Source organism: Streptomyces sp. NPDC002520, from assembly GCF_053595235.1.
The window spans coordinates 48,545-69,392 of sequence record NZ_JBSFXG010000015.1; the positions used below are offsets into that span (position 1 = coordinate 48,545).

Genomic DNA, 20,848 nt, shown 5'->3' on the forward strand with positions numbered 1-20,848 from the left:
CCTGGCTCACCCACCCCACTTGTCGGGCGCCCACGCCGGTCCTCGTTGTCAGTGGCCACCCGCACAATGGATCCCGTAAGGCGGAAAGTGACGGAAGGGCGGCGTGACCCATGAGCGTGTGGGACGACCTCGTCGGGCAGGAGAAGGTGAGCGCGGCGCTCGAGGCCGCCGCGCGGGACGCCGACGCTCTCGTCACGGCCGCCGCTGCGGACGGACCGCTGCCCGAGGCGTCGAAGATGACCCACGCCTGGCTGTTCACGGGCCCGCCGGGCGCGGGCCGGAACCAGGCGGCGCGGGCCTTCGCCGCCGCCCTGCAGTGCGTGAGCCCCGACCGCGCCCTCGGCGGAGTCCCCGGCTGCGGCTTCTGCGACGGCTGCCACACCGCGCTGCTCGGCACCCACGCGGACGTCACCACGGTCGCCGCCGTGGGCTCCGAGATCCTGGTGAAGGACATGCGGGACACGGTCCGCAAGTCGTTCACCTCTCCGGCGAACGGCCGCTGGCAGATCATCCTGGTCGAGGACGCCGAGCGACTGAACGAGAAGTCGGCCAACGCCGTCCTCAAGGCCGTCGAGGAGCCCGCTCCCCGCACGGTCTGGCTGCTGTGCGCCCCCTCCATCGAGGACGTCCTGCCGACCATCCGCTCCCGCTGCCGCCACCTGAACCTGCGCACGCCGGCTGTCGCCGCCGTCGCCGACATGCTCGTACGCCGCGACGGCATCGAACCCCCGGTCGCCGAGGCCGCGGCCCGCGCCACCCAGGGCCATGTCGACCGGGCCCGCCGCCTGGCCACCGACGCGGCGGCCCGTGAGCGCCGCGCCGCCGTGCTCAAGCTGCCCCTGCGTCTCGACGAGGTCGGCGCCTGCCTCAGGGCGGCCCAGGAGCTGGTGGACGCGGCATCCGAGGACGCCAAGCAGCTCGCCGAGGAGATGGACGGCAAGGAGACGGAGGAGCTGAAGGCGGCGCTCGGCGCGGCCCAGGGGGGCCGGATGCCGCGGGGTACGGCGGGCGTGATGAAGGACCTCGAGGACATGCAGAAGCGCCGCAGAACGCGTACGCAGCGCGACAGCCTCGACGTCGCCCTCGGTGACCTCACCGGTTTCTACCGCGACGTCCTCGCCCTCCAGCTCGGCTCCCGTATCGCGATCGCGAACGAGGACGCCGAGGATGCCCTGGAGCGGATCGCCCATGGCAGCTCGCCGGAGTCCACCCTGCGCCGCATCGAGGCGATCGCCGCCTGCCGCGAGGCCCTGGACCGCAACGTGGCCCCGCTGCTGGCCGTGGAGGCGATGACGATGGCCCTGCGGGCGGGGTAGCCGTGGCGTGGGCCGGGCCTGTGCGGCGAGGCCTCGCGGGCGGGGTGAAGACGCGTACCGTGGTTGACGGACGGTGTCCCCCGTACGAGGCCACCGTCCGTACGTTCGGCATTCATTTCATCGCTCAGGGTTACGCTCGTCTGATGGACACCAGGCCATCCCCCCGCCGCTCCGCCCGGCCCCCGCGGACGCTCCGGTCGCCCCGGGTCGCTCCGGCCGCCGCGCTGTTCCGCGCCCCCGGACCCCGCCCGACCCGGACCCGCGCCCGAGCCACGGCACGCGTCACGACGACCCTCCTCGCGGCCGCCGCGCTGCTGATCTCCGCCTGTTCCTCCGGGAGCTCGAGTTCGAACACGTCGGTGGGCGGTACGGCGGAGGCGGCGCTGGCCGCACTGCCGCAGACGACGCCGTCCTTGCTCTCGCCGTACTACACGCAGAAGCTCACCTGGCGCAGCTGCGGCGTCTCCGGCTTCCAGTGCACGACGATGAAGGCGCCACTCGACTACGCCAAGCCCGGTTCGGGGGACGTCAAGCTCGCCGTCGCCCGCAAGAAGGCCACCGGCAAGGGCAAGCCGCTCGGCTCGCTGCTGGTGAACCCGGGCGGTCCGGGCGGCTCGGCCGTGGCCTACCTCCAGCAGTACGCGGGCATCGGCTACCCGGCCGAGGTCCGCGCCCACTACGACATGGTCGCGGTGGACCCGCGGGGCGTCGCGCGCAGCGAGCCCGTCGTATGCCTCGACGGACGCGAGATGGACGCGTACACGCAGACGGACGTCACCCCCGACGACCAGAAGGAGACGAACGCGCTGGTCGGCGCGGACAAGAAGTTCGCGGAGAGCTGCGGAGCGCACTCGGCGCGACTGCTGCGGCACGTCTCCACCGTCGAGTCGGCGCGGGACATGGACATCCTGCGGGCGCTGCTGGGCGACCGGAAGCTGAACTACGTGGGCGCGTCGTACGGCACCTTCCTCGGGGCGACGTACGCGGGGCTGTTCCCCGAGCGGGCGGGCCGCATGGTGCTGGACGGGGCGATGGATCCCTCCCTCGACGCCCGCAAGCTCAACCTGGAGCAGACGGCCGGTTTCGAGACGGCGTTCCAGGCGTTCGCGAAGGACTGCGTACGGCAGTCCGGCTGCCCCCTCGGCGGCCCGGGTACGACACCCGGCCAGGTCGGCGACCACCTCAAGGCCTTCTTCCGCAAGGTCGACGCCCACCCCCTGCCGGCGGGCGACGCGCGCGGACGCAAGCTCGGCGAGGCGCTCGCGACCACCGGCGTGATCGCGGCGATGTACGACCAGGGCACCTGGGAGCAGCTGCGCCAGGCACTGACCTCGGCCATGAAGGACAACGACGGCACCGGTCTGCTCGCCCTCTCCGACAGCTACTACGAGCGGGGCGCAGGCGGCAGCTACAGCAACCTGATGAGCGCCAACGCGGCGGTGAACTGCCTGGACCTGCCGCCGGCCTTCACGGGTCCCGAGCAGGTGAGGAAGGCCCTGCCCGCGTTCGAGAAGGCGTCCCCGGTGTTCGGCGCGGCCCTGGCCTGGTCCACGCTGAACTGCTCGTACTGGCCGGTGCGGGCCACGGGCGAGCCGCACCGCATCGCGGCGCGGGGCGCGGCCCCGATCGTGGTCGTCGGCACCACCCGAGACCCGGCGACCCCCTACCGGTGGGCCCAGGCCCTGGCCTCCCAGCTCTCCTCGGGCCGACTGCTCACCTACGTCGGTGACGGCCACACCGCCTACGGCCGCGGCAGCACCTGCATCGACTCGGCGATCAACACCTATCTCCTCCACGGGGCCCCGCCCGCTCGCGGCAAGCACTGCTCCTGACGCCCCCCGCCGGCCCCGGATCGCACCGCTCCTGGGCCGGTACGAAGCACCCTGGGAAACTGTGTAGACTTACCGACGTTGCTGATCGCACCATGGTGCGGACGGCGTGCCGCTTTAGCTCAGATGGCCAGAGCAACGCACTCGTAATGCGTAGGTCTCGGGTTCGAATCCCGAAAGCGGCTCCGGCAAAGGCCAGGTCACATAGCCCGTGACCTGGCCTTTTGTGTTACTCGGGGCATGACGCGTCACACGGCCGGGGTGCCGCGAGATGGCTTGCGTGAGCGATGCGTGAGCGGAGCGGTCCGGTGCCCTACTTCTTGGGCTTCTTCCGCTTGCCCTTCCTCTTGGCCCTGGCCTCGGCTTTCGCCTTGCCCTTGGCCTTCTTGGCGGCCTTACGGGCGGCCTCCTCCGCCTCGGTCTTCCGCTGAAGCGGGACCAGCTTGGCGGTGGCCTCAGCCGCGTTCTTGCCGACCTGCGGCAGGACGCTCTGGTAAATGTCCCGCGTGATCCGGGTGTCGCTGTGCCCGAGCGTGTCCGACACGATCTTCACGTCGATGCCGGCGGCGAGCATGAGCGTGGCCGCCCCGTGCCGGAGGTCGTGCAGCCGGATCGGCGGGAGCCCGGAGGCGGCGACGAGGCGCTCGAAGAGGTCGGTCACCTTCCCGGGATGGAGCCAGGAGCCGTCTTCCTGGGTGAAGACCATGCCGGTCTCGACCCAGGCTGATCCCCACTCCTCGCGGTCCGCGTCCTGCTGTTCGCGGTGCCGCTTCAGGACGTTGACGGTGTCGTCGTCGAGGGCGACCACGCGGAAGCCGCTGTCTGTCTTGGGCTCGGAGGTCTCGACCTCCCACCCGTCCTGGACGAGCTGGGAGGAGACGGTCAGGGAGTGGTCATCGAGGTTGGTCTCCGACCAGGGCTGCGCGCATGCCTCGCCCCGCCGCAGGCCGCGGAAGGCGATCAGGTGCCACATCGCGTACAGCCGGTCCTCCGCGAGGAAGTCGAGCAACGCGCCAGTCTGTTCGGGCGTCCAGACCATGACAGGGGAGGGCTTCTCACCCGTCTGCTCCCACCTGGCGACCCGTGCGTCGGTCCACACCAGGGCCTTCGGCTTGCGCACGGGGTCGAGCTCGACGTGCGCCGCCGGGTTGAAGGTGAGGATCTGCTGGCCGATCGCGTCGTTCAACGCAGACCGCAGCGTGGCCTTGATACGCAGCCGGGTAGCCGGACCGGTCACACGCCGGAACGGCGGCATGGCGTCGATCGCCGTCTTCATCACCTTGCGGTGGGCGCGGTTGTCTGTGCCCTTCCACGGCACGGTGGCCAACTCCTCGACCGTGGCACGGCGCTGGGCGTTCTGCTCCAGGATCTCGGCATTGGCGTCGGAGATGGCCGTGAACATCTCGCTGAGATGGCTCACGCGCAGCCGATCGAGACGGTGGTGGCCGATCCGAGGCTTCAAGTGGAACCGGATATCGGTCTCGTAGCGGCTGAGTCCCGACTTGCGGATGCGTTTGCCGTCGAGCCATCGGTCGAGCCACTCGCCGACGGTCAGGCGGCCGATCAGGTCCTGACCGGACTTCAGGCGCCGCCGGGTCTCCTCGACATCCGGCAGTGGCGACTTCTCGTCGCCGACCTCCTCCAGCATGGCGGCGATCAGCGCCATGCCTTCGGGGTCGTCGGTATCGGCGAGTCCGAGCAGCGCGCGTATGTGGTCGAGGTCGGCCTGGGCCGCCTTGAGGCTCTCGTAGCCGGCGCGGCTGAAGGAGCGGCGGGTGCCGTCGGCGCGGGGCGGGAGCTCCTGGCGTATGGAGTACGAGCCGTGCTTGCGGCTGGAGAGCTTCGGGCACTGCTTACCGAGCGGCTTACCAGTGTGGGCGTCGCGGCAGTAGCAGCGGCGGTGGGTGGAACCTTTCAAAGATCATTCTCCTCATCGGTGTTGCCGACGGGTGGGTCGACGTCGGCGAGTTCTGGTGGCAGGTGCGGTGGTGTGCCTCCGTCTTCGCGGATGAAGGCGCGGGCGCTGCGGAGCCGGTACTTGGCTTCCAAGACCCTTTCGGCGTAGTCGGCTTGGGCGAGCATGGCTTCCTCGCGCTCGGCCTGGTTGGGCGCCGTCTCGGCTTTCCAGCGCTCGTGTTTCTCGCCTTTCAGGGCGGCCAGGGCGGCGCGCTGGTGGCGGACGTGGGCGCGGAAGGAGCGGAGCATGTCGTCTTCCATGCCGAAGTCCTCGCTGTCGCCGGTGAACCAGCGCATGGCATCCCATGTCGGGTCGGAGTGCTGCAGGGGAAGGCGCTGGACTCGGTCGACGTAGCCGACGGGGTAGAGCAGGCAGATGGGGTAGGTCCGCAGGGCTTCGGCGAGGACGAGGACGTCGACCAGAGGCAGGTTGGCGCGGCGGCCGGACTCCATGTTGGCGATCACGTTGCGCGGGATCGGATGGCCGATCTCCGCGCAGCGGTCGGCCAGGTCCTGGGCGCTCATGCGCAACTCCTTCCTTCGTCTACGGACCTCGGCGGCCACCGTGGCCATCACCTGATCCACCCACTCCGGGACGTCGTCCTCGTTATCTCTAGGATCAAAACGGCGTTGTGTCATGGAGACACGTTAGCTTCCCGATGATGGTTAGTGATCGCCTGGAGCCGGACGTGATGCCGCGTTCGCCGAGGGCTCACTCATGAACGGAGCGCTGGATGCGCGACAACGAGACCGCCGAGCAGCCCAAGGGCATGACGCGAGCGGAGCTGCTGGCCCTGCCCGCTGCCGTTGACCTGGACACCGGCAACCGGGCTCTCGGGCTGGGGCGGAGCAAGGGCTATGAGCTGGCCAAGCGCGGTCAGTACCCCTGCAAGGTCCTGCGGCTGGGCAAGGCGTACCGCGTCGTGACCGCCGACCTGCTGAACCTGCTCGGCCTGGCCGCATGACCGCCCGACCCCATAGCAGACGCTTCTGCGCTGAGCTGACACAGAAACGCTGGACTGTGGCCGGACGTGGACGTACTGTCCGTGTTCCCTCGCCCCGGCCAAGGAAGCGAGAAAGCCCCCGGCGCGCCAACGCCGGAGGCTCCGCACACTCCACTGCCCGCATTCCAACGAACGACCTGCGTGAGTCGGGCCTGCATGCCCGACGTCACCGGATAAGGAGCTGCCCTGTGCAACCTACGACACCCGAGCCCTATTCCGCACCCGGCAAATCCGCACCCGGCAATGCCGCATGGCCGACGGTCGCGGTGCCCGGCCGACCCGGCCCCGCGCCCGAAGCCGCCCCAGCGGCCGGTGACACGGCGCCGGAGAATGACCCGGCGGACCAGCCCGCAGAGGAAGCGGTGCCGGATCCGGAGCCGACGTACGGCTCCGAGCTGTTGAACGAACTGCGTGCCCAGATAGCTCAGTTCGTGATCCTGCCCTCCCCACAAGCGCTGGACGCGGTCACGCTGTGGGTGGCCGCGACGCACCTGCAGCCCGCGTGGCAGCACGCCCCGCGCCTGGCGGTGGTCGGGCCGGCGAAGCGATGCGGCAAGTCGCGGCTCCTGGACGTGCTCACCGAGACGGTCCACGAGCCGATGCTCACCATCAACACCACTCCGGCGGCAATCTTCCGCTCCATCACCGACGAACCACCCACCCTGCTGGTGGACGAGGCCGACACCATCTTCGGCACCCCGAAGATGGCGGAGAAGAACGAGGAGATGCGCGGCCTGCTCAACGCCGGCCACCAGCGCAACCGGTACGTCACCCGCGTCGTCGGCAACGACCACACGCCTCACCGGTTCGCCACCTTCGCGATGGCCGCCCTCGCAGGGATCGGTGACCTGCCCGACACGATCATGGACCGATCCGTGGTCATCCGCATGCGCCGCCGGGCCGAGGGCGAGAGCGTCAAGCCCTTCCGCTCCCGCCGCGACACCCCGGCCCTCCACGACCTGCGCGACCGCATCGCCGCATGGACACGGCCGCTGCTCGACGAGGCCGCCGACCTGGAACCGGCGATGCCGGTGGAGGACCGCGCCGCCGACACCTGGGAGCCCCTGGTGATCGTCGCCGACCTTGCCGCAGGCCCCTGGTCACGCCTCGCCCGCACAGCGTGCGCGCAGATGGTCACAGCCGAAGCGGCGGCCGAGGAGGACCACCCCAGCTCTGCGCGGATCCTGGCTGACATCCGGCGGGTCTTCGTCGCCCAGCGCGAGGTCGACAGCCTCTCCACCGACGAGCTTCTGCACCACCTGCGCCAGGACCTGGAAGGTCCTTGGGCAGAGTGGGGCCGAAACGGACTGAGCCCGCGTGAGCTCGGCTCGCTGCTGCGCGACTTCGACATCAGGCCCGGCAACGTTCGCCTTGCCGACGGCACCCAGCGCAAGGGCTACACGCGCAACAAGTTCCTCGACGCGTGGCGCCGCTACTGCCCCACCGTTCACTCAGTGAACGCCGAGCCCGCCCGCAGCGAGGGCTGAGCCCCCTCCCCGCCCCGGTTGCCGTCCTTGCCGTCCCTACCGTAATCCCGCAGGTCAAACGGCATACGGGCAAGACGGCAACCGGGGCCAGGACGGCAACACGATCATGGCGGTCGTCGCTGCCCGCCGGGACGCCGCCCGCTTCCGTCTTGTGCCGTCCCGGGCGTCCTCGCCGTATCACCGCAGGTCACAGCGCATGCGGCCGGGACGCCAAGACGGATCCGATCCGTCCATAGCCACCGAACCGCAGCCGTCACCGCCCGTGCGTGCCTCAAAGGCGCGACGGCACCGCCAAGACGGAACGTCGCGCCCCCTGCCGTACCGGCCCTGACCTGCGCTTGCAACGGCCAAGACGGCAAAGACGGACCACGCCAACACCGCAGGAGAATCCCGCTTGACCACCCTCGCCATCCCCACCCATCGCGCCACCTCCCACCTGGCGACCGGGCGGGATCGCGCCGCGATCCTCCCCCTCGGCACCGCCGCCTGCACCCTGATCCACGCCGCGCTCACGGGCGGCAAGTGATGACCAAGCAAGCTGCCGAGCGCTACGCACTCGGCGCAGCGGGAGTCGTCATCATCGCCCTCACCGCCGGCGGGTTCTGGCTCTCGTACGCACACCTCGCCGAGGTCGCCGGACAGCACGGGCTGGGGAACTCCCCGGTCCGCCAGTGGGCCTGGCCCGCGACCCTGGACGCGTTCATCATCGCGGGCGAGCTGCTGATGCTCCGCGCGGGCCTGCGCCGGGTCACCGACGGATGGGCCATCGCCCTCACGGCCACCGGTTCGGTCGGCTCCATCGCACTCAACGTGGCCGGCGTCAGCGGCACCGGCAACGCGAGCACCGTGCCCCACCTCGACTACGTGGTCGCCGCGGTTCCCCCGACCGCCGCACTGCTGGCCTTCGGGGTCCTGATGCGGCAGATCCACCAACTCGTCGCCGACCCAACCGACGCCACCGAACGCCACAACGGTCTCCCGGAGCCAGCCGCTCTCGACGTGGCGGACGGTCAGGCCGACGTGGCGCGAGGTTCTGCCGATGTGGCGCAGGGCGCCGCCACTGTGCCGGAACCCCCGCAGTCTTCCTCCGAGCCGGAAGACCAGAAGCCCAGCACCGTGCCCGATGAGTACCTCGCGATCGCCCGCACCGCGCCACTGGGACGCGGAGACCGTGCCTCGCGCCGCCACATCGAAGCGACGATCCGTGGCAAGGGCCTCCCCATCGGCAGGGCCGACGCGGAAAAGCTCAAGGACGTCCTGCAGGCCGAACTCGATGAGGCCGCATCTCAGCGGCAGGACGACCTCGACAAAACCGCCGCTGGCGCTTCCATCGCTCCGGCGTAACTCGCATCGCTCGTCCCCGCGCAGGTCAGCGCGGGGACGAGCGACTGCCCCGCAACGAGTCAACCCGACATCGCCGCTCCACCCGTCCTTGCCCTAACAGGTATGGGACGAGTTCGTCCGGTCGCTGACCAGCCATCAACACCCCACGGAGAAACTCCCATGCGCAACCAGCACCACGAACCCCCTACGCACCAGCAGGAGATGACCACCACCCCAGCCCCAGACGCGTCAGCAAGGTATCCCGCTGGACCGTCCAGGGACGGCCGCAACGGGGAAGCCTCCGCCCCGGGGGTGGCGGAGGACCTCGGGCACCAGGGGGCACCCGAGAGGGAACAGTCCGCTGACACCGCCGCCGCCCAGCTGCCGCGTGCCGCCGAAGCCGCCGCGCTGCACCGTGTCGCCCGCCGCCGTAAGCCTGACCCGAACGGCCACCGCAAGGAGCGTGTCGATGCCCGCTACAGCGTCGACGAGAAGGTCGACATCCTGCGCATGGCCCGGTCGCTGAACATCGCCGGCGCCCACTACGTCGGCGCCGTCGTCATGGCCCACGTCCACGGCGACCTCGCCCTGCCCGGCCAGCGCACCCCGCTCGACGACTACATCGACGAGCTCACCGCCCTGCGTGGCGAGGTCGCCAAGATCGGCCACAACATCAACCAGATCGCCAAGAAGCTCAACTCCGGTGGTCATCCACAGCCTGGGGATACCGCCCTCCTGGCCCAGGCCGAGCAGACCCTGACCGCGGTCGGCGCCACCGTTCGCCACATCGCGGCAGCTGCGAACCAGGCCGTCGCTAAGAAGGCGGCCCGATGATCGCGAAGATCAGCAGCGGCAAAGACACCGCCGGATTGATCCGGTACCTGTTCGACACGAAGAAGGCCATGGACCACACCGACCCGCACCTGGTCGCCTCCTGGGACGGCTTCGCCCCCGACCCCGGCCGCACCGACGACTTCGACGCCACCAAGAAGCTCCTCGTGGCCGACCTCAACCTGCACGTCAAGCAGGCCCGGCGCCTGGGCCGCGCGCCCGAGAAGTACGTGTGGCACTGCTCGATCCGCGCTGCCGAGAGTGACCGCCTTCTCAGTGACGAGGAGTGGGCCGACATCGCACGCCGGGTGGTGGCGGCCACCGGCATCGCGCCGGACGGTGACCCAGACGGCTGCCGGTGGGTCGCCGTCCGCCACGCCCCCGACCACATCCACATCGCCGGCACCAAGGTCCGCGGCGACCTGAGCACCGCTCGCCACTGGAACGACTACCTCACCGCCGACCGCGAACTCGCCGCCATCGAGAAGCAATACGGCCTCTTTCGAGTCGTACGCGGTGACCGCACCGCCGCCAAGCGGCCCACTCGCGCCGAGCAGGAGAAGGCTCGCCGCTCCGGCCACAAGAAGCCCGCCCGTGAACGCCTGCGCACCACTGTGCGCACCGCCGTGGCCGCTGCTTCCAGCGTCGAGGAGTTCGTCCACCTGCTGAGCCACATCGACGGCGTGCTCGTCGAGGTCGTGTACTTCCCCTCGGGTGATGTGCGCGGGTACAAGGTCGCTGCCGAAGACACCACCACCGCCGACCACGAGCCCGTCTGGTTCTCCGGCTACGAACTCTCCCCGGACCTCTCCTTCCCCAAGATCCAAAAGCGCCTGGAAAACATCGACCCGCAGCCCGCTGGGCAGCCGGGCCGGCGCAGGCCCAACCCCTGGTACCAGGCCACCGCCGCCACCGAACGCATCCCCCACCACCTCGACCAGACCGACGACGAAGCCTCCCAGGCCCACCTCGCCGCCTTCGGTGAAGCCCTTGACGCCCTCCCGCTCCTCGCTCCACAGGCCCTGCGGCCCCAACTGCGTGATGCGGCGATCGCGTTCGAGCGCGCCACTCGCTCCCGCATCCGCGCCGAACACCACCACGCTCGTGCTCTGCGCGGCGCCGTACGGGCGATGGTCCGCGAGCCCGCCCCCAAGGATGGCGCCATCCTGGCGATGTTCCTCGACGCGGCGATCCTCGTGGTCATCGCCGCCGCCCGCTGGCACCAGCTCCGCCACCACGACCAGCAGGTCGCCGCCGCCCAGCAGACACTGCTTCACCTCCAGGCCGCCTACGACCAAGCCGCAGCCGCACCCCTGGCCGCCCTCGCGCAGCGCCAGCCACCCCAGCAGGCCGTGGAGCGGCAGATCCGCCACCTACGCCAAGTCGTGCCCGCGCACGCGGAGCAGATCATCGAAGACCCCGCTTTCGCAGCTCTCACCGTCGCCCTGGCCCAGGCGGAAGCAGCCGGACACGACCCGGAACGGCTCCTCCAGCAGATCGCCAACCAGCGCGCCCTGGACGACGCCCGCCGCCCCGCACGAGTACTGACCTGGCGCATCCAACGCCTCAGCGCAAGGCCGGCACCCAGCGCACGAGCCCGCGACGCAGCACAGGCCCGCAGCACAACACGAGTCGGCATCGCAACAACACAGCGACCTGACGCTCCAGAGCACACGGCAGCAGCCACCCCGGCCCCGCAGCCGTCACAGGGACGGCGGCGCTGATCACGATCTCAGCTGCGGGCGGTGACGCGCGGGGAGACACCAGAACAAGGCACCGCAGCACGAAGCCGGACTCCCCCGACTGGGAGGCCCGGCTTCACCGCGTGGGAGGCCCTGGAACTGAGGGAATCGGCGAACACGGCGACAAAGTCATGCGCGCCGGCGCCGAACGACGCCGACAGGGTGGTCACAAGGCTGCCTCGGCCTTGTCGAGCGCCTTCTCCAGGTTGGCGTCCACAAGTCCCGGCGCGCCCGAGACGAGCACAAGGACGTTGCCGATCCGGATCGCCGTCTGCTTGACGACGCTGCGCTGCCCACCGATCGAGTAGGTGAGCAGCTGGCTCCACTGCTCGTCGCCCAGGTCAGGGGCGGGCGTCACCTGCGTGCCCACGGTGACGACGGTGTTGCCCGACACCGCCTGGTACGTGGGGCAGGAGATCATCGCATCGAAGATCTTCCCAATGCCCTTGGACAGCTTCGTCGCGGTGTCGCTGTACAGCTCCTCGGCCAGCTCGGAGTTGCCGCCACCAGCGTAGGTGAAGGACGCCTTGGCCTGGGGTTGGGTGCTGTCTCAGGGGCCAGTCCGTTTCTGGCGCGTACGGCCTCGGCCAGCGCCTGACCCCGGCCGGTGGGATGCTCCGGCAGTCGACGCCTTCCTCGGCTGGGCCGCATGGCACCGGAAGCACGCCCTCGACCTCCATTACCGGCCCGACGTCATCATCGACAACAGTTGGCCCGAGATGGCCTGGCACCGTTGGACGAGCTGGCAAGCCGATGACCCCCGATGGTGCACTCAACGGATCGACACCACCGACCAACCAGTCACGAAATCCATAGACCAGGTCGCGCAGTGGATCACTGAGCAGCGCGACGCGCACCAGGCCGGTCTGCTTCCCCTGAGCCACGGTTGGGCCTCATGATCCGTTCGAGCGATGACGTCGATGATCTCCCTCGGGTCGACGCCGATGAGGGTGCTATCCGTTCCCAGCCGTGTACAGAGTCAGCTCTGGGGTTCGCTCCCGGACTGGCGCTGGCGGCATGTAGCTCACCTTCACATCTGCCGAGTCCGGCTCGCCGTGGAAGCGGATTCGGCGCCTGATCCAACCCTCAAGGACCGGGATTGGCTCGTTGCCTTCCTGCCTCATCCATGCGCCCTCGTACCAGGCGATCGCACGCCGGTTGCACGGCACACACAGCAGGCCGCGTACACAGGCCACGCAGTAGTTCGTTGGCCGGTGGCCTGCCGCGCAGTCATGAGCATGGTCGAGTTCCCAGCCTTCCGGCCCCGGATCGACCACCCCGCACAGGCAGCGCCCGCTCTGCAGCGCGAGGATCGCGTCTCGGGCGAACTGCGATATCCCCCGCCCGTAGTGCACGATGCACAACCCCCGCGAATGGGGGTCGCTCCTGCAAGCCCCATACCGGCATAGCGGCCCCCACTCCGCCTGAGACCTCCAGCCACGAATACGGGTGAGCGGCTTACCGTCGTTCTTCTGCTGGTAGTGGGTGGAGCAGTACCCATCAGAGGAATGCGGCCGGTCGCACTGTGGATCGTCGAACCGGCACCCCGTATATTGGCCCGCCTTCGCCTTCGCCTTGATCGGCTTCAGCGGGCGGCCTGTACGTGCCTGCTCATAGTGCGTCTTGCATAACAGCACACCGTCTCTCCGGGCGTGCCCTGGCCGCCCACACCCTCGAAAGCAACACTCCTCCACGGCATCGCCCGCCATCAGCGCCTCTCCCGGCCCGTAGTCCTACCCGCCCGAGAACCTACTATTTGCCACCGACAACCATGGCCCCTGTCCTGCAGCGAACCCGTTCTTATTGCTGGCGTCGCGAAGCACAGAAGCAGCAGAAGGTGAGTCAGAACCCCTGCCCCGTGGCCTGATCGCGCGGCTGGCGGGTCGCATTGTGGGCAAACAGAACGGCGCCGACTCACGAAGGTGAGTCGGCGCCGCGCCTGATCTCAGACGTCGATGCGGGCGACCTTGCGGCCCACCTTGAGGTACAGCTCGGCACCTTCGAGCGCGCCGATCTCGCCGACGACTTCGCCGAGCGTCTGCTGAACAGAAGCCTCCGTGAGTGGCGTCGGCTGCTGGTCTCCGTTCGACTCGCGGATCAGACGGAGGCCCTTCTGCTGAGCCACACGGCGCACGGCGGAAATGCTGGGAGCGAAGTCCAGCGTGCGGCTGATCAGCGCCCCGAGCGTGTCCTCGGCGTGGTCCTTCAGGGAGACGACGGGGAGGTTCTGGGTGTCCGCGAAAGAGCGCTTGGAGAAGCGCGCCGTGAACTCCGCGCGAGCGGCGGCAGCAGCGTCCAGGCCGTGGAGGGCGGCCACCACCTCGCCGGCGAGGATGCGCTTGATCGCCATCGGGTGCGCGGTCCCCTCCTCCAGGCGCTTGGTGACCACGCGGATCTCGTCGTCCGTCCACTCGGTGAGCAGCTGGAGGTACGGCTCGGTGAGGTGGTCGGGGATGGACATCAGCCGGCCGTAGACGTCATCAGGCGACGCCGTCAGGCCCACGTAGTTGCCCTTGCTCTTGCTCATCTTGGTGCCCGTGCCGTCGGTGCCCTCGATGAGAGGAGTGGTGATGACGACCTCGGGGTCCTGCTCCGAGATCTCCATGACCTTGCGGCACATCTGGAGGTTCAACAGCTGGTCCACACCGCCGAGTTCGACATCGGCGTCGATGGCCACGGAGTCCCAGGCCATGACGACGGAGTAGACGAACTCGGCGACGGACAGCCCATGGCCATCGGCGAGCCGGGTGCGGAAGTCCTCGCGCTGGAGCGACATGGAGACCGGCACCCGGGCAAGAACCCCGACGAGCTCCGGCAGGGTGACCTTGTTCAGCCACTCGCCGTTGAAGCGCAGGTCGGCACGCTCGAAGTCGATGAACGGCGTGACCTGTTGCTGGTAGCCGCTCAGGTTGCGGGCGATGTCCTCATCGGTGAGCGGCGGTCGATCCGAGGACCGTCCCGACGGGTCACCGATCTTGGCCGTCACGTCACCGATGATGAAGACGACGTGGTGGCCCATCCGCTGGAACCGGCTGGCGATGATGATCGGTACCGCGTGGCCCAGGTGGACGTCGGGCGAGGTCGGGTCGATGCCGTACTTGACGACGAACGGGCGTCCGGCGGCCTGCGCGGCTTCGATCTTCTCGGCGAGTACCGCGGCCGAGGGGATCAGGTGGTTCGCACGCCCCTCGACCAGTGCGGCCTGCTCCTCGGGGGAGAGGTCGGAGAGGTCCAGGGAGCGCCGTGCCGTTGTCTCGCTGAGCAGCTGCGCGGCCGTATAGTCCGCGCCCAGGTCCGCCCCATCGAGGATGTGCATGACACGGGTGACAGACTCGCTCAAACGGCTCATGGCGCTTATACGCTCCTGGGTCGGACAACTGGCCTGACCAGTAGGGATTGGAAGCGGCGATTTTATCATTGCCACCCCCGTCGCATCACCGAAATGATCACGGTTCAGCCCGCTCTCCCTGGGTCGTCGAGAGCTGTACCAGCGGCCGGCCCACGATCGCACTGGAGAGGGAGCGGAGCCACGGGGCTATTGGGTCTCGGGCTCGGAGCGTGGCGATGAGCATCCCCGGAAGGAAGATCATGGCGGGGAGGTGCTTCTTTCGCTGCAGGGCGGATTCCACTCTGTGCCCGGAAGCGAGTACACGGAAATGCTGGGAGATCCCCCTGAGCTGGCGAGTGGTCGCCCAGGCGGGAGGGTTCTTATCCATCATGCGGAGCCGATCCGAGAGTCCCAGACACACCTCGGCCCGATAATCCTGCGACAGGCCCGGCGTACTTCGGTCGGTCATGCTGTGCGAGTGGACCCGATAGAAGGTCAACGGGTCCTGGAGGACGGCACCGCGGCCGGCCTCGCGCAGCGCGTGGAAGAAGATCTCGTTGCTCACCGGCAGGAGGCTGAGAGCAGCCTCGCGATGGACCACCAACGTGCTTGTGTTTCCGCCCGGGTGCGGGTCTTTCAGCTTGGGGTTTCCGTTTGAGTCGACGACGTTCTCCCAGTGCTCGATGAACAGCGTTTCACCCGTCATCGCCTCGGCGCACGTACGGAGCTTCGATGGGTGGAACCAGTCATCGGCGTCGAGCGGAGCCACCCAGTCACCTGTGCTGAGGAGAAAAGCGTCGGTCAAGGTTTGGCCGAAACCTTTCTGGCTCCTCCGGATGACCTTGACGTTCTTTTCGTGGTGACGGCATACCTCCTCAGTTTCGTCGTTGGATCCGTCGTCGATGACGATGATTTCGTGAAGGACGAAGTTTCCAGGCTCCTGTTCCAGACAGCTTGTTATGGCCTGGTCGAGATATCGGCCGTAGTTGTGGCACAGGATCACGCACGAAATACGCGGAGGGGCGCTCACCGGTCACCCCCGTACACGCGGGCGTAGTCGTCCAGGATCGTCATGTGTTCCTGTGTCCTGTAGTCGAGGAACTCGCGGTCGAGGCGGCGGGGCCTGGAGCCGAGCCGTGCTGCCGCTTTCTCCAGCGCGGTCAGGAACTTCTCTCCGAAGAGGTTGGGATGCCCCTGCGACCAATCGAACCATTCGGGTTCCTCGACGAGCTCCTTGTGCCGCTCGTACTGCTCGGGCAAGTGCCCTGTGAGGGAGCAGACCGGAAGCAGGTTCAGGTCGAAGGCCAGTTCCAGCTGCCCGGAGTGACTCCCCCAGAGGTACGGCAGCAGCAGGGAGTCCGAAGCCAGCCCGGCTCTGACCACTTCGTCGTCCGTGGGATACGGGCGCATGGTGAGGCGGATACGGGGATCGTGCCGGGCCGTCTCCAGGAGCAGCGGGGCACGGCCGGCCTCAGCGAAGTCTGCGGGGCTGAACGCGCGCAGGAGGACGTGGAGCGTGCTGTGGGGATCCGTGATCCCCAGGCTCCAGTTGGCCATGGTGGACAACTGGTCCCGGCTGGCCCGGGAGGCACCGAACATGAGGTACCTGGCCCCCGGGCCCCTCGCCTCGCGCTCCAGGTCAGCAAGCGACTCCGGGGCAGCGACGTATCCGTGGGGGATGACCGTTGCAGTGACCCGCTCGCCGAGGACCTCCGTCAGCTTCGTGACGGATCCCTCAGTGAGACAGACCCAGCGGACCTCGCCAGACCGGAGCAGCCGCAGCCGCTCGACGAAGCCTTCGGCGTTGCCGACCATGGGCCGGGTGTCATGGGCGGTAAAGACCACGTTGACCCCGTAGCCCAGGCACGCGTCGAGCAGGCGCTCCAGGGTGGCGATGTCCTCGAAGTCGATGTGGTGCAGGTGCAGGACGTCGAGCCACGTGAGAGGGCCGTGTTCGAGGAGCCATGCGGCGCTGACCGCCTCTGGCACAGTCTCGCCCGTGGGAATCTCTGTCCCGTTCAGGATGTGGAAGTCAGGGCTCTGGAGCTTCCACGCGTACGGGGTACGCGCCGGCAGGTGAACGACACGCAGGCCCCTGGACCGGGGAACCGCCGTCACTGTTCTCCCACCTCCGCCCCTCCCACGCCGACGAGGAGCAGCTGGGTGGACAGACCATTGGAGGCGTCGTCGCTTCGGGTGAGGCCCGCGTAGTGGATCTCGAATCCGGACGCCCGCAGCAGCGCCTGGAACTCGTCGCTTGCCCACTCCCGAACATGGCTGGGATTGCGCGGCGGTCCAGGGGTGTCGTAGCCGCTGCGGCACTCACGGGCCGGTGTGGACAGGACGGCAGCGGCGCTGCCCTCCCGCAGCAGGCCCAGGATGAGGGACAGAGCCGGGGCCGGGTCCACCAGGTGCTCGATCACGTCGGAGCAGATCACCACCGACCGGCGGACGAAATCCGGGTCGAGCGGCAGCCGCTCTGCCGATTCGAGGTCCGCCTCCACCCACTGTCCGAAGGGGTGGTTGTCGTGGCACCAGCGCAGGTTGTCCCCGAAGTCCACGCCGACGAAAGTCCAGTCGGGGTGCTCGGCGGCGAGCGAGGCCAACTTGCCCGCCTGCCCGCAGCCGATGTCGATCACGACGTCACGGCCGAGCTCCTTGGCCCGTTCGGCGGCGTAGGGGTACACGTCGGGCTGCCAGGTGACGGTGTCGTCCGTCTCGTCAAGGAAGTACTCGACCTCGCTCCGGCTGCGATAGCCGCGGCGAATGAAGAAGGTCTCGGGGCCGCCTACCGGCTGCGAGGACTCGGAGAGGGCCGGGGGCTGCGGGGCATCGGGGCCGGTCAGGGGCTGTGATGTGGTCGTGGTGTCCGCGTGCACAGTCAGACTCCTTGCTTGCTCGGGTGTGTGGTGCGGCAGAGGGCACACGGCCTGCTACGGCCGCGAGTTCGGCGCTCCCTCGGAGGGGGCCTGCTACTTCGGCCAGCAGGAGAACAGCGTGATCAGTCGCTCGACGAGCTCCTCGCGGATCACACGCCACTCCCGGTCTCCGGCGCGTCGCGCGGCGGAGGCGCGGTCGTACTCCGCCTGGCCGACCTCGGGCAGACACGCGTACATCTGGAGCAGGGCCGACCCGTCCTCGGAGGGTGCCGAGTCGGTGTCCGCTGCCAGCAGGGCCCTGATGTCCTCGGCGGGCATGGAGCCGTCGATTCCGGAGCCGGGGATGCTCTTGCTCATCTTCGGCAGGCCCCCGAGGCCCGGGATCATCTTGGTGTAGATGCCGGCCAGCCGATCTGCGGGCAGACCCCAGCGTTCCGCCCCGCGCCGGGCGAGGGCGACGTACTTGTGCTCGTCGACGCCCAGGGACACCAGCACGTGCCGTCCTTCGCGCAGCAAGTGCACGAAGTCAGCGGCCATCAGCAACGTGGCCTGCTTCATGCCGTAGTTGAGGTGGTCGAAGACGCCGTGGTTGCGGTAGAGCCCGGCGAGGTCCTCCTCGGCCCACTGGAAGTCGTCATCGTCCAGGTGGCGCGAGAGCAGGAACGCGGTGGCCATGACATCGGTCTCGCCCTCCTGCCGACGCAGTACACCGCGCCCTGGGTCGAAGCCGAGCCCAAGCGCGAACTCCTCGTACTGGTCGGCCAGGCGGCGCACCGCGTCCAGCGGCGTGCGACGCGCGTTGTAGGAGTCGAGGTCGCCGAGCACGATCTGCACGTCGAGTCCGCACTGCTGGAGCTTGACCGCGCGCAGCAGCTGGAAGAGGGTGCCGGCGTGCGGCGGGCCGCCGAGTCCGACGCCCGTGGTGACGATCGCCGGCTGACCCCCAGAGACGGCGTCCGCGAACTCCCGCGCACCGGTGTGGCACACCCACTTCGTGTGCAGGTCGCCGGGGCTCATCCCCGCGAGGGCGAAGTCGATGGTGCCGAGGCCAAGGTGCTCGTACTGGTGCTGGTCGATGACGCTCTCGTAGTACGCGGTGTCGAACTTCATGCGATCCCCTCCAACTGAGGCTGCTCTCGTAGGGCGAAGGCTCGGCGGACCAGCGGCTCAAAGCCGTCGGCCAGCAGGTCGCCGATCACGGCGTTGCGAGGTGCGGCGACGCTGCCGAGGTCCGCGGTGACCGTTCCGTCGGCGAGGACCCAGACGCGGAACGGGTATGGGTCCTCGGGCGCCCGCGTGGGCTGGGCGAAGATCTCCACTGGGGCGACGGCGCCGCGCACCCCGTCCACGGCCCGGACGAAGTCATCCCGCTCGAAGCCGTAGAGCTCCGCCTTGCCCGCGCTGGCACGGCCGATGGGCCTGTACTGGGAGATCAGCCAGTACTCGACCTCCGTGCGGTCAGCGATGCCGGTGACGAACTCCGCGAGCCGCGGCAGCTCCCGCACGGACGCGGCCGTGGTGAACGTGTTGAAGGCGAGTCGGCGCCGGTCGGCGACGAGGAACTCGACGTTGGACCGGAACCGTTCGAAGTAGCCCTGCCCGCGGAACCAGTCGGCCGAGTCCGCCTCCGGACCGTCGATGGCCAGGGAGTAGAGGGTCACGTGGTCGCGCACCCCCGCGTAACGGTCGCTCAGGAGCAGCCCGTTGGTGTGCAGATTGGTTTCGAAGCCGGCTTCCTGCGCGTGCCGGAGGGCGACCTCCAGGTGGTTGTCGTAGGGCATCACGGGGTCGCCGCCGGTGAACACGACCCGGTGGGCTTCGGACTCGGCGCGGACCTGGTCGATGACCCTCCGGACGGTGTCCGGGTCCGTCTTGACCCGGTTACGCTCCCGGTAGCAGAACCGGCACACACCCGGTGAGGCGCTGGTCGGTGCCAGGTCCCAGGCGTTGCAGTCGGTGTTGAGGACCAGGTGAACGATCGCGAGTTCGTCGTGCGTCAGCATGGGGCCTTCTCCTTGTTGCCAGGGCTGACCAGGAGGGCTGTCGGGGACACGGGTCGAAGGAGCGAGCGGAGCTTGTCCGGGGCACCGCCGGTGAGGCGTACGAACTGCTGCAGCGTGTCCAGACCCGCGCCGGCGTCGATGATCGTGAGTGCCGTGTCGATGCCGGATTGGACGGTGGGCACCGCCTCGGACATCACCATGAGCAAAGCCGCGTTGAGGGCGACCGCGTTCCGCGCCTGACTGGTGTCATGGCCTGCCAGTACGCGTATCGCGGCGGCGACGTTCTCCCGAGGGTCCTCGTGCTGGGTGACGGACATCAGGTCCTGCGGCATCGAGGACGCGCCCTTGCGCACCTCGTCGTTGAAGGTCAGGTCCTCGTCGCCAGCGTTGATGCGGCAGGCCCGCACGGTGCTTCCGGGGATCAGTTCGTCGACCTGGACCGCCTTGCCAAGGCTGGAGTTGATGACCGTCACGTCGGGCAGGCCGAGTCTGGAGAGCAGCCGGGCGGAAGCGCCGACCGCGGGGTGCGAGAGGCCGTACACGTAGGCGGGGCATGTGACCGGGCTGAGGAGGGCGGGGAACGCCAGACTGAGGGCGTGCACGGCCTGGAACCTGCCGCCGTAACGGCGGTCGAACTCGGGCACGCGGTTCTCGATGGAGAAGAACCCGAAGCCGGTCTCCGCCGTGATGTCGACCATCTCCTGGTGCGGCACCGTGTCGCTCGTCGCGCCCACGAGGTCGATGAAGTCGCGGGACCCGGTCTTCGACGACGCACTGCGCGATCCGAGCTTCGCGACGTGTGCTCCCCCGGTGGCCGCCACCAGCGCGGCGGCGGTACTGAGGTTGATCGTCTTGAAGGTCTTCTTCCCACTGCCTGTGTAGCCGACGAACCGCACACCTTCCGGCGGCTGATGGAAGTCCCAGCCGCTTCGGTCCAGGGCTGTCGCGGCCTGGACAGCTGCCTCGACCTCCTCCAGCCGTGGCCCCCGCAGGAGCAGTCCCGTCAGGACGCTTCCCAGCATCGCGTCGCGCGTGTGGCCCTCCGGTAAGGCGAGGATGCGCGTGATCCCGTCGTGGACGTCCTGGGGTGGAATGTTGGCCGGTGAGTTGATCTTGTGGGCCAGCAATGGCGTTGTGACCGCCATGGCGT

General features: G+C 68.9%; 19 protein-coding genes and 1 tRNA gene. 9 read left to right on the top strand and 11 right to left on the bottom strand.

The window, feature by feature from the left end; genetic code table 11:
• Positions 1 to 110 precede the first annotated feature (110 nt).
• The 3 genes from ACWD5D_RS21815 to ACWD5D_RS21825 all read left to right on the top strand — a co-directional run bounded on the left by ACWD5D_RS21815 (position 111) and on the right by ACWD5D_RS21825 (position 3,330).
• Positions 111 to 1,316, top strand: a complete 1,206-nt coding sequence (locus ACWD5D_RS21815; protein ID WP_451374381.1) for a DNA polymerase III subunit delta' — start codon at positions 111 to 113, stop codon at positions 1,314 to 1,316.
• A gap of 143 nt (positions 1,317 to 1,459) precedes the next feature.
• A complete protein-coding gene (locus tag ACWD5D_RS21820; protein WP_451374382.1) occupies positions 1,460 to 3,148 on the top strand; it encodes an alpha/beta hydrolase in 1,689 nt (562 codons plus the stop codon).
• A 108-nt stretch (positions 3,149 to 3,256) separates the two neighbouring features.
• Positions 3,257 to 3,330: transfer RNA gene (locus tag ACWD5D_RS21825), tRNA-Thr, on the top strand.
• A gap of 128 nt (positions 3,331 to 3,458) precedes the next feature.
• Here the strand turns inward: ACWD5D_RS21825 and ACWD5D_RS21830 are convergent.
• Both ACWD5D_RS21830 and ACWD5D_RS21835 read right to left on the bottom strand, forming a co-directional pair.
• Entirely contained in the window at positions 3,459 to 5,063 is a 1,605-nt protein-coding gene (locus ACWD5D_RS21830) for a tyrosine-type recombinase/integrase (protein WP_451374383.1), read from the bottom strand.
• Complete coding sequence (locus ACWD5D_RS21835; RefSeq protein ID WP_451374384.1) at positions 5,060 to 5,740, bottom strand: helix-turn-helix domain-containing protein; 681 nt, start codon at positions 5,738 to 5,740, stop codon at positions 5,060 to 5,062. The genes ACWD5D_RS21830 and ACWD5D_RS21835 overlap by 4 nt, the downstream gene beginning before the upstream one ends.
• A gap of 95 nt (positions 5,741 to 5,835) precedes the next feature.
• Here ACWD5D_RS21835 and ACWD5D_RS21840 point away from each other — a divergent pair, with 95 nt between their 5' ends.
• From ACWD5D_RS21840 to ACWD5D_RS21865, 6 genes are all read left to right on the top strand, one after another.
• Entirely contained in the window at positions 5,836 to 6,066 is a 231-nt protein-coding gene (locus ACWD5D_RS21840; RefSeq protein WP_101399825.1) for a hypothetical protein, read from the top strand.
• 227 nt (positions 6,067 to 6,293) lie between these two features.
• Positions 6,294 to 7,592 carry a DUF3631 domain-containing protein gene (locus ACWD5D_RS21845; RefSeq protein WP_451374385.1) on the top strand — a complete coding sequence of 433 codons (1,299 nt, stop codon included), beginning with the start codon at positions 6,294 to 6,296 and terminating at the stop codon, positions 7,590 to 7,592.
• 394 nt (positions 7,593 to 7,986) lie between these two features.
• Positions 7,987 to 8,118: a hypothetical protein gene (locus ACWD5D_RS21850; RefSeq protein WP_334457073.1), complete on the top strand. Its 132-nt coding sequence runs from the start codon at positions 7,987 to 7,989 to the stop codon at positions 8,116 to 8,118.
• The gene (locus tag ACWD5D_RS21855; RefSeq protein WP_451374386.1) at positions 8,118 to 8,936 is read left to right on the top strand and encodes a DUF2637 domain-containing protein; all 819 of its coding nucleotides are present in this window, start codon (positions 8,118 to 8,120) and stop codon (positions 8,934 to 8,936) included. Before ACWD5D_RS21850 ends, ACWD5D_RS21855 begins: the two co-directional genes overlap by 1 nt.
• Before the next feature lie 159 nt (positions 8,937 to 9,095).
• Positions 9,096 to 9,749: a MobC family plasmid mobilization relaxosome protein gene (locus tag ACWD5D_RS21860; protein WP_451374387.1), complete on the top strand. Its 654-nt coding sequence runs from the start codon at positions 9,096 to 9,098 to the stop codon at positions 9,747 to 9,749.
• Positions 9,746 to 11,470 carry a relaxase/mobilization nuclease domain-containing protein gene (locus tag ACWD5D_RS21865; RefSeq protein ID WP_451374388.1) on the top strand — a complete coding sequence of 575 codons (1,725 nt, stop codon included), beginning with the start codon at positions 9,746 to 9,748 and terminating at the stop codon, positions 11,468 to 11,470. Before ACWD5D_RS21860 ends, ACWD5D_RS21865 begins: the two co-directional genes overlap by 4 nt.
• Positions 11,471 to 11,654: 184 nt before the next feature.
• Here the strand turns inward: ACWD5D_RS21865 and ACWD5D_RS21870 are convergent, their stop codons facing one another.
• The 9 genes from ACWD5D_RS21870 to ACWD5D_RS21910 form a co-directional block, all read right to left on the bottom strand.
• Positions 11,655 to 11,909, bottom strand: a complete 255-nt coding sequence (locus ACWD5D_RS21870) for a hypothetical protein (protein ID WP_451374389.1) — start codon at positions 11,907 to 11,909, stop codon at positions 11,655 to 11,657.
• 532 nt (positions 11,910 to 12,441) lie between these two features.
• Positions 12,442 to 13,197, bottom strand: coding sequence for an endonuclease domain-containing protein (locus ACWD5D_RS21875; protein WP_451374390.1), 756 nt, complete (start codon positions 13,195 to 13,197; stop codon positions 12,442 to 12,444).
• A gap of 236 nt (positions 13,198 to 13,433) precedes the next feature.
• Positions 13,434 to 14,837, bottom strand: a complete 1,404-nt coding sequence (gene tyrS / locus ACWD5D_RS21880; RefSeq protein WP_451374391.1) for a tyrosine--tRNA ligase — start codon at positions 14,835 to 14,837, stop codon at positions 13,434 to 13,436.
• Positions 14,838 to 14,934: 97 nt separating this feature from the next.
• Entirely contained in the window at positions 14,935 to 15,846 is a 912-nt protein-coding gene (locus tag ACWD5D_RS21885; RefSeq protein ID WP_451374392.1) for a glycosyltransferase family 2 protein, read from the bottom strand.
• Positions 15,843 to 16,805 carry a hypothetical protein gene (locus ACWD5D_RS21890; protein ID WP_451374393.1) on the bottom strand — a complete coding sequence of 321 codons (963 nt, stop codon included), beginning with the start codon at positions 16,803 to 16,805 and terminating at the stop codon, positions 15,843 to 15,845. Before ACWD5D_RS21890 ends, ACWD5D_RS21885 begins: the two co-directional genes overlap by 4 nt.
• A 125-nt stretch (positions 16,806 to 16,930) precedes the next feature.
• The gene (locus ACWD5D_RS21895; protein ID WP_451374394.1) at positions 16,931 to 17,695 is read right to left on the bottom strand and encodes a class I SAM-dependent methyltransferase; all 765 of its coding nucleotides are present in this window, start codon (positions 17,693 to 17,695) and stop codon (positions 16,931 to 16,933) included.
• Between the two features lie 93 nt (positions 17,696 to 17,788).
• Positions 17,789 to 18,805, bottom strand: coding sequence for a hypothetical protein (locus ACWD5D_RS21900; protein ID WP_451374395.1), 1,017 nt, complete (start codon positions 18,803 to 18,805; stop codon positions 17,789 to 17,791).
• Positions 18,802 to 19,698 (bottom strand): radical SAM protein, encoded by an 897-nt coding sequence (locus tag ACWD5D_RS21905; RefSeq protein WP_451374396.1) that lies wholly within the window; start codon positions 19,696 to 19,698, stop codon positions 18,802 to 18,804. The genes ACWD5D_RS21900 and ACWD5D_RS21905 overlap by 4 nt, the downstream gene beginning before the upstream one ends.
• On the bottom strand, positions 19,692 to 20,843 hold the full coding sequence (locus tag ACWD5D_RS21910; protein ID WP_451374397.1) for a hypothetical protein: 1,152 nt from the start codon (positions 20,841 to 20,843) through the stop codon (positions 19,692 to 19,694). Before ACWD5D_RS21910 ends, ACWD5D_RS21905 begins: the two co-directional genes overlap by 7 nt.
• Between the last annotated feature and the right edge of the window lie 5 nt (positions 20,844 to 20,848).

What these genes read in the sequence shown, in the direction of transcription:
- ACWD5D_RS21820 (WP_451374382.1), top strand. Translation starts at nt 1,460, where the DNA reads ATGGACACCAGGCCATCCCCCCGCCGCTCCGCCCGGCCCCCGCGGACG.
- ACWD5D_RS21860 (WP_451374387.1), top strand. Translation starts at nt 9,096, where the DNA reads ATGCGCAACCAGCACCACGAACCCCCTACGCACCAGCAGGAGATGACC.
- ACWD5D_RS21905 (WP_451374396.1), bottom strand. Translation starts at nt 19,698, where the DNA reads ATGCTGACGCACGACGAACTCGCGATCGTTCACCTGGTCCTCAACACC.
- ACWD5D_RS21875 (WP_451374390.1), bottom strand. Translation starts at nt 13,197, where the DNA reads ATGGCGGGCGATGCCGTGGAGGAGTGTTGCTTTCGAGGGTGTGGGCGG.
- tyrS (WP_451374391.1), bottom strand. Translation starts at nt 14,837, where the DNA reads ATGAGCCGTTTGAGCGAGTCTGTCACCCGTGTCATGCACATCCTCGAT.
- ACWD5D_RS21865 (WP_451374388.1), top strand. Translation starts at nt 9,746, where the DNA reads ATGATCGCGAAGATCAGCAGCGGCAAAGACACCGCCGGATTGATCCGG.
- ACWD5D_RS21840 (WP_101399825.1), top strand. Translation starts at nt 5,836, where the DNA reads ATGCGCGACAACGAGACCGCCGAGCAGCCCAAGGGCATGACGCGAGCG.
- ACWD5D_RS21870 (WP_451374389.1), bottom strand. Translation starts at nt 11,909, where the DNA reads ATGATCTCCTGCCCCACGTACCAGGCGGTGTCGGGCAACACCGTCGTC.
- ACWD5D_RS21835 (WP_451374384.1), bottom strand. Translation starts at nt 5,740, where the DNA reads ATGACACAACGCCGTTTTGATCCTAGAGATAACGAGGACGACGTCCCG.
- ACWD5D_RS21815 (WP_451374381.1), top strand. Translation starts at nt 111, where the DNA reads ATGAGCGTGTGGGACGACCTCGTCGGGCAGGAGAAGGTGAGCGCGGCG.
- ACWD5D_RS21900 (WP_451374395.1), bottom strand. Translation starts at nt 18,805, where the DNA reads ATGAAGTTCGACACCGCGTACTACGAGAGCGTCATCGACCAGCACCAG.
- ACWD5D_RS21910 (WP_451374397.1), bottom strand. Translation starts at nt 20,843, where the DNA reads ATGGCGGTCACAACGCCATTGCTGGCCCACAAGATCAACTCACCGGCC.
- ACWD5D_RS21855 (WP_451374386.1), top strand. Translation starts at nt 8,118, where the DNA reads ATGACCAAGCAAGCTGCCGAGCGCTACGCACTCGGCGCAGCGGGAGTC.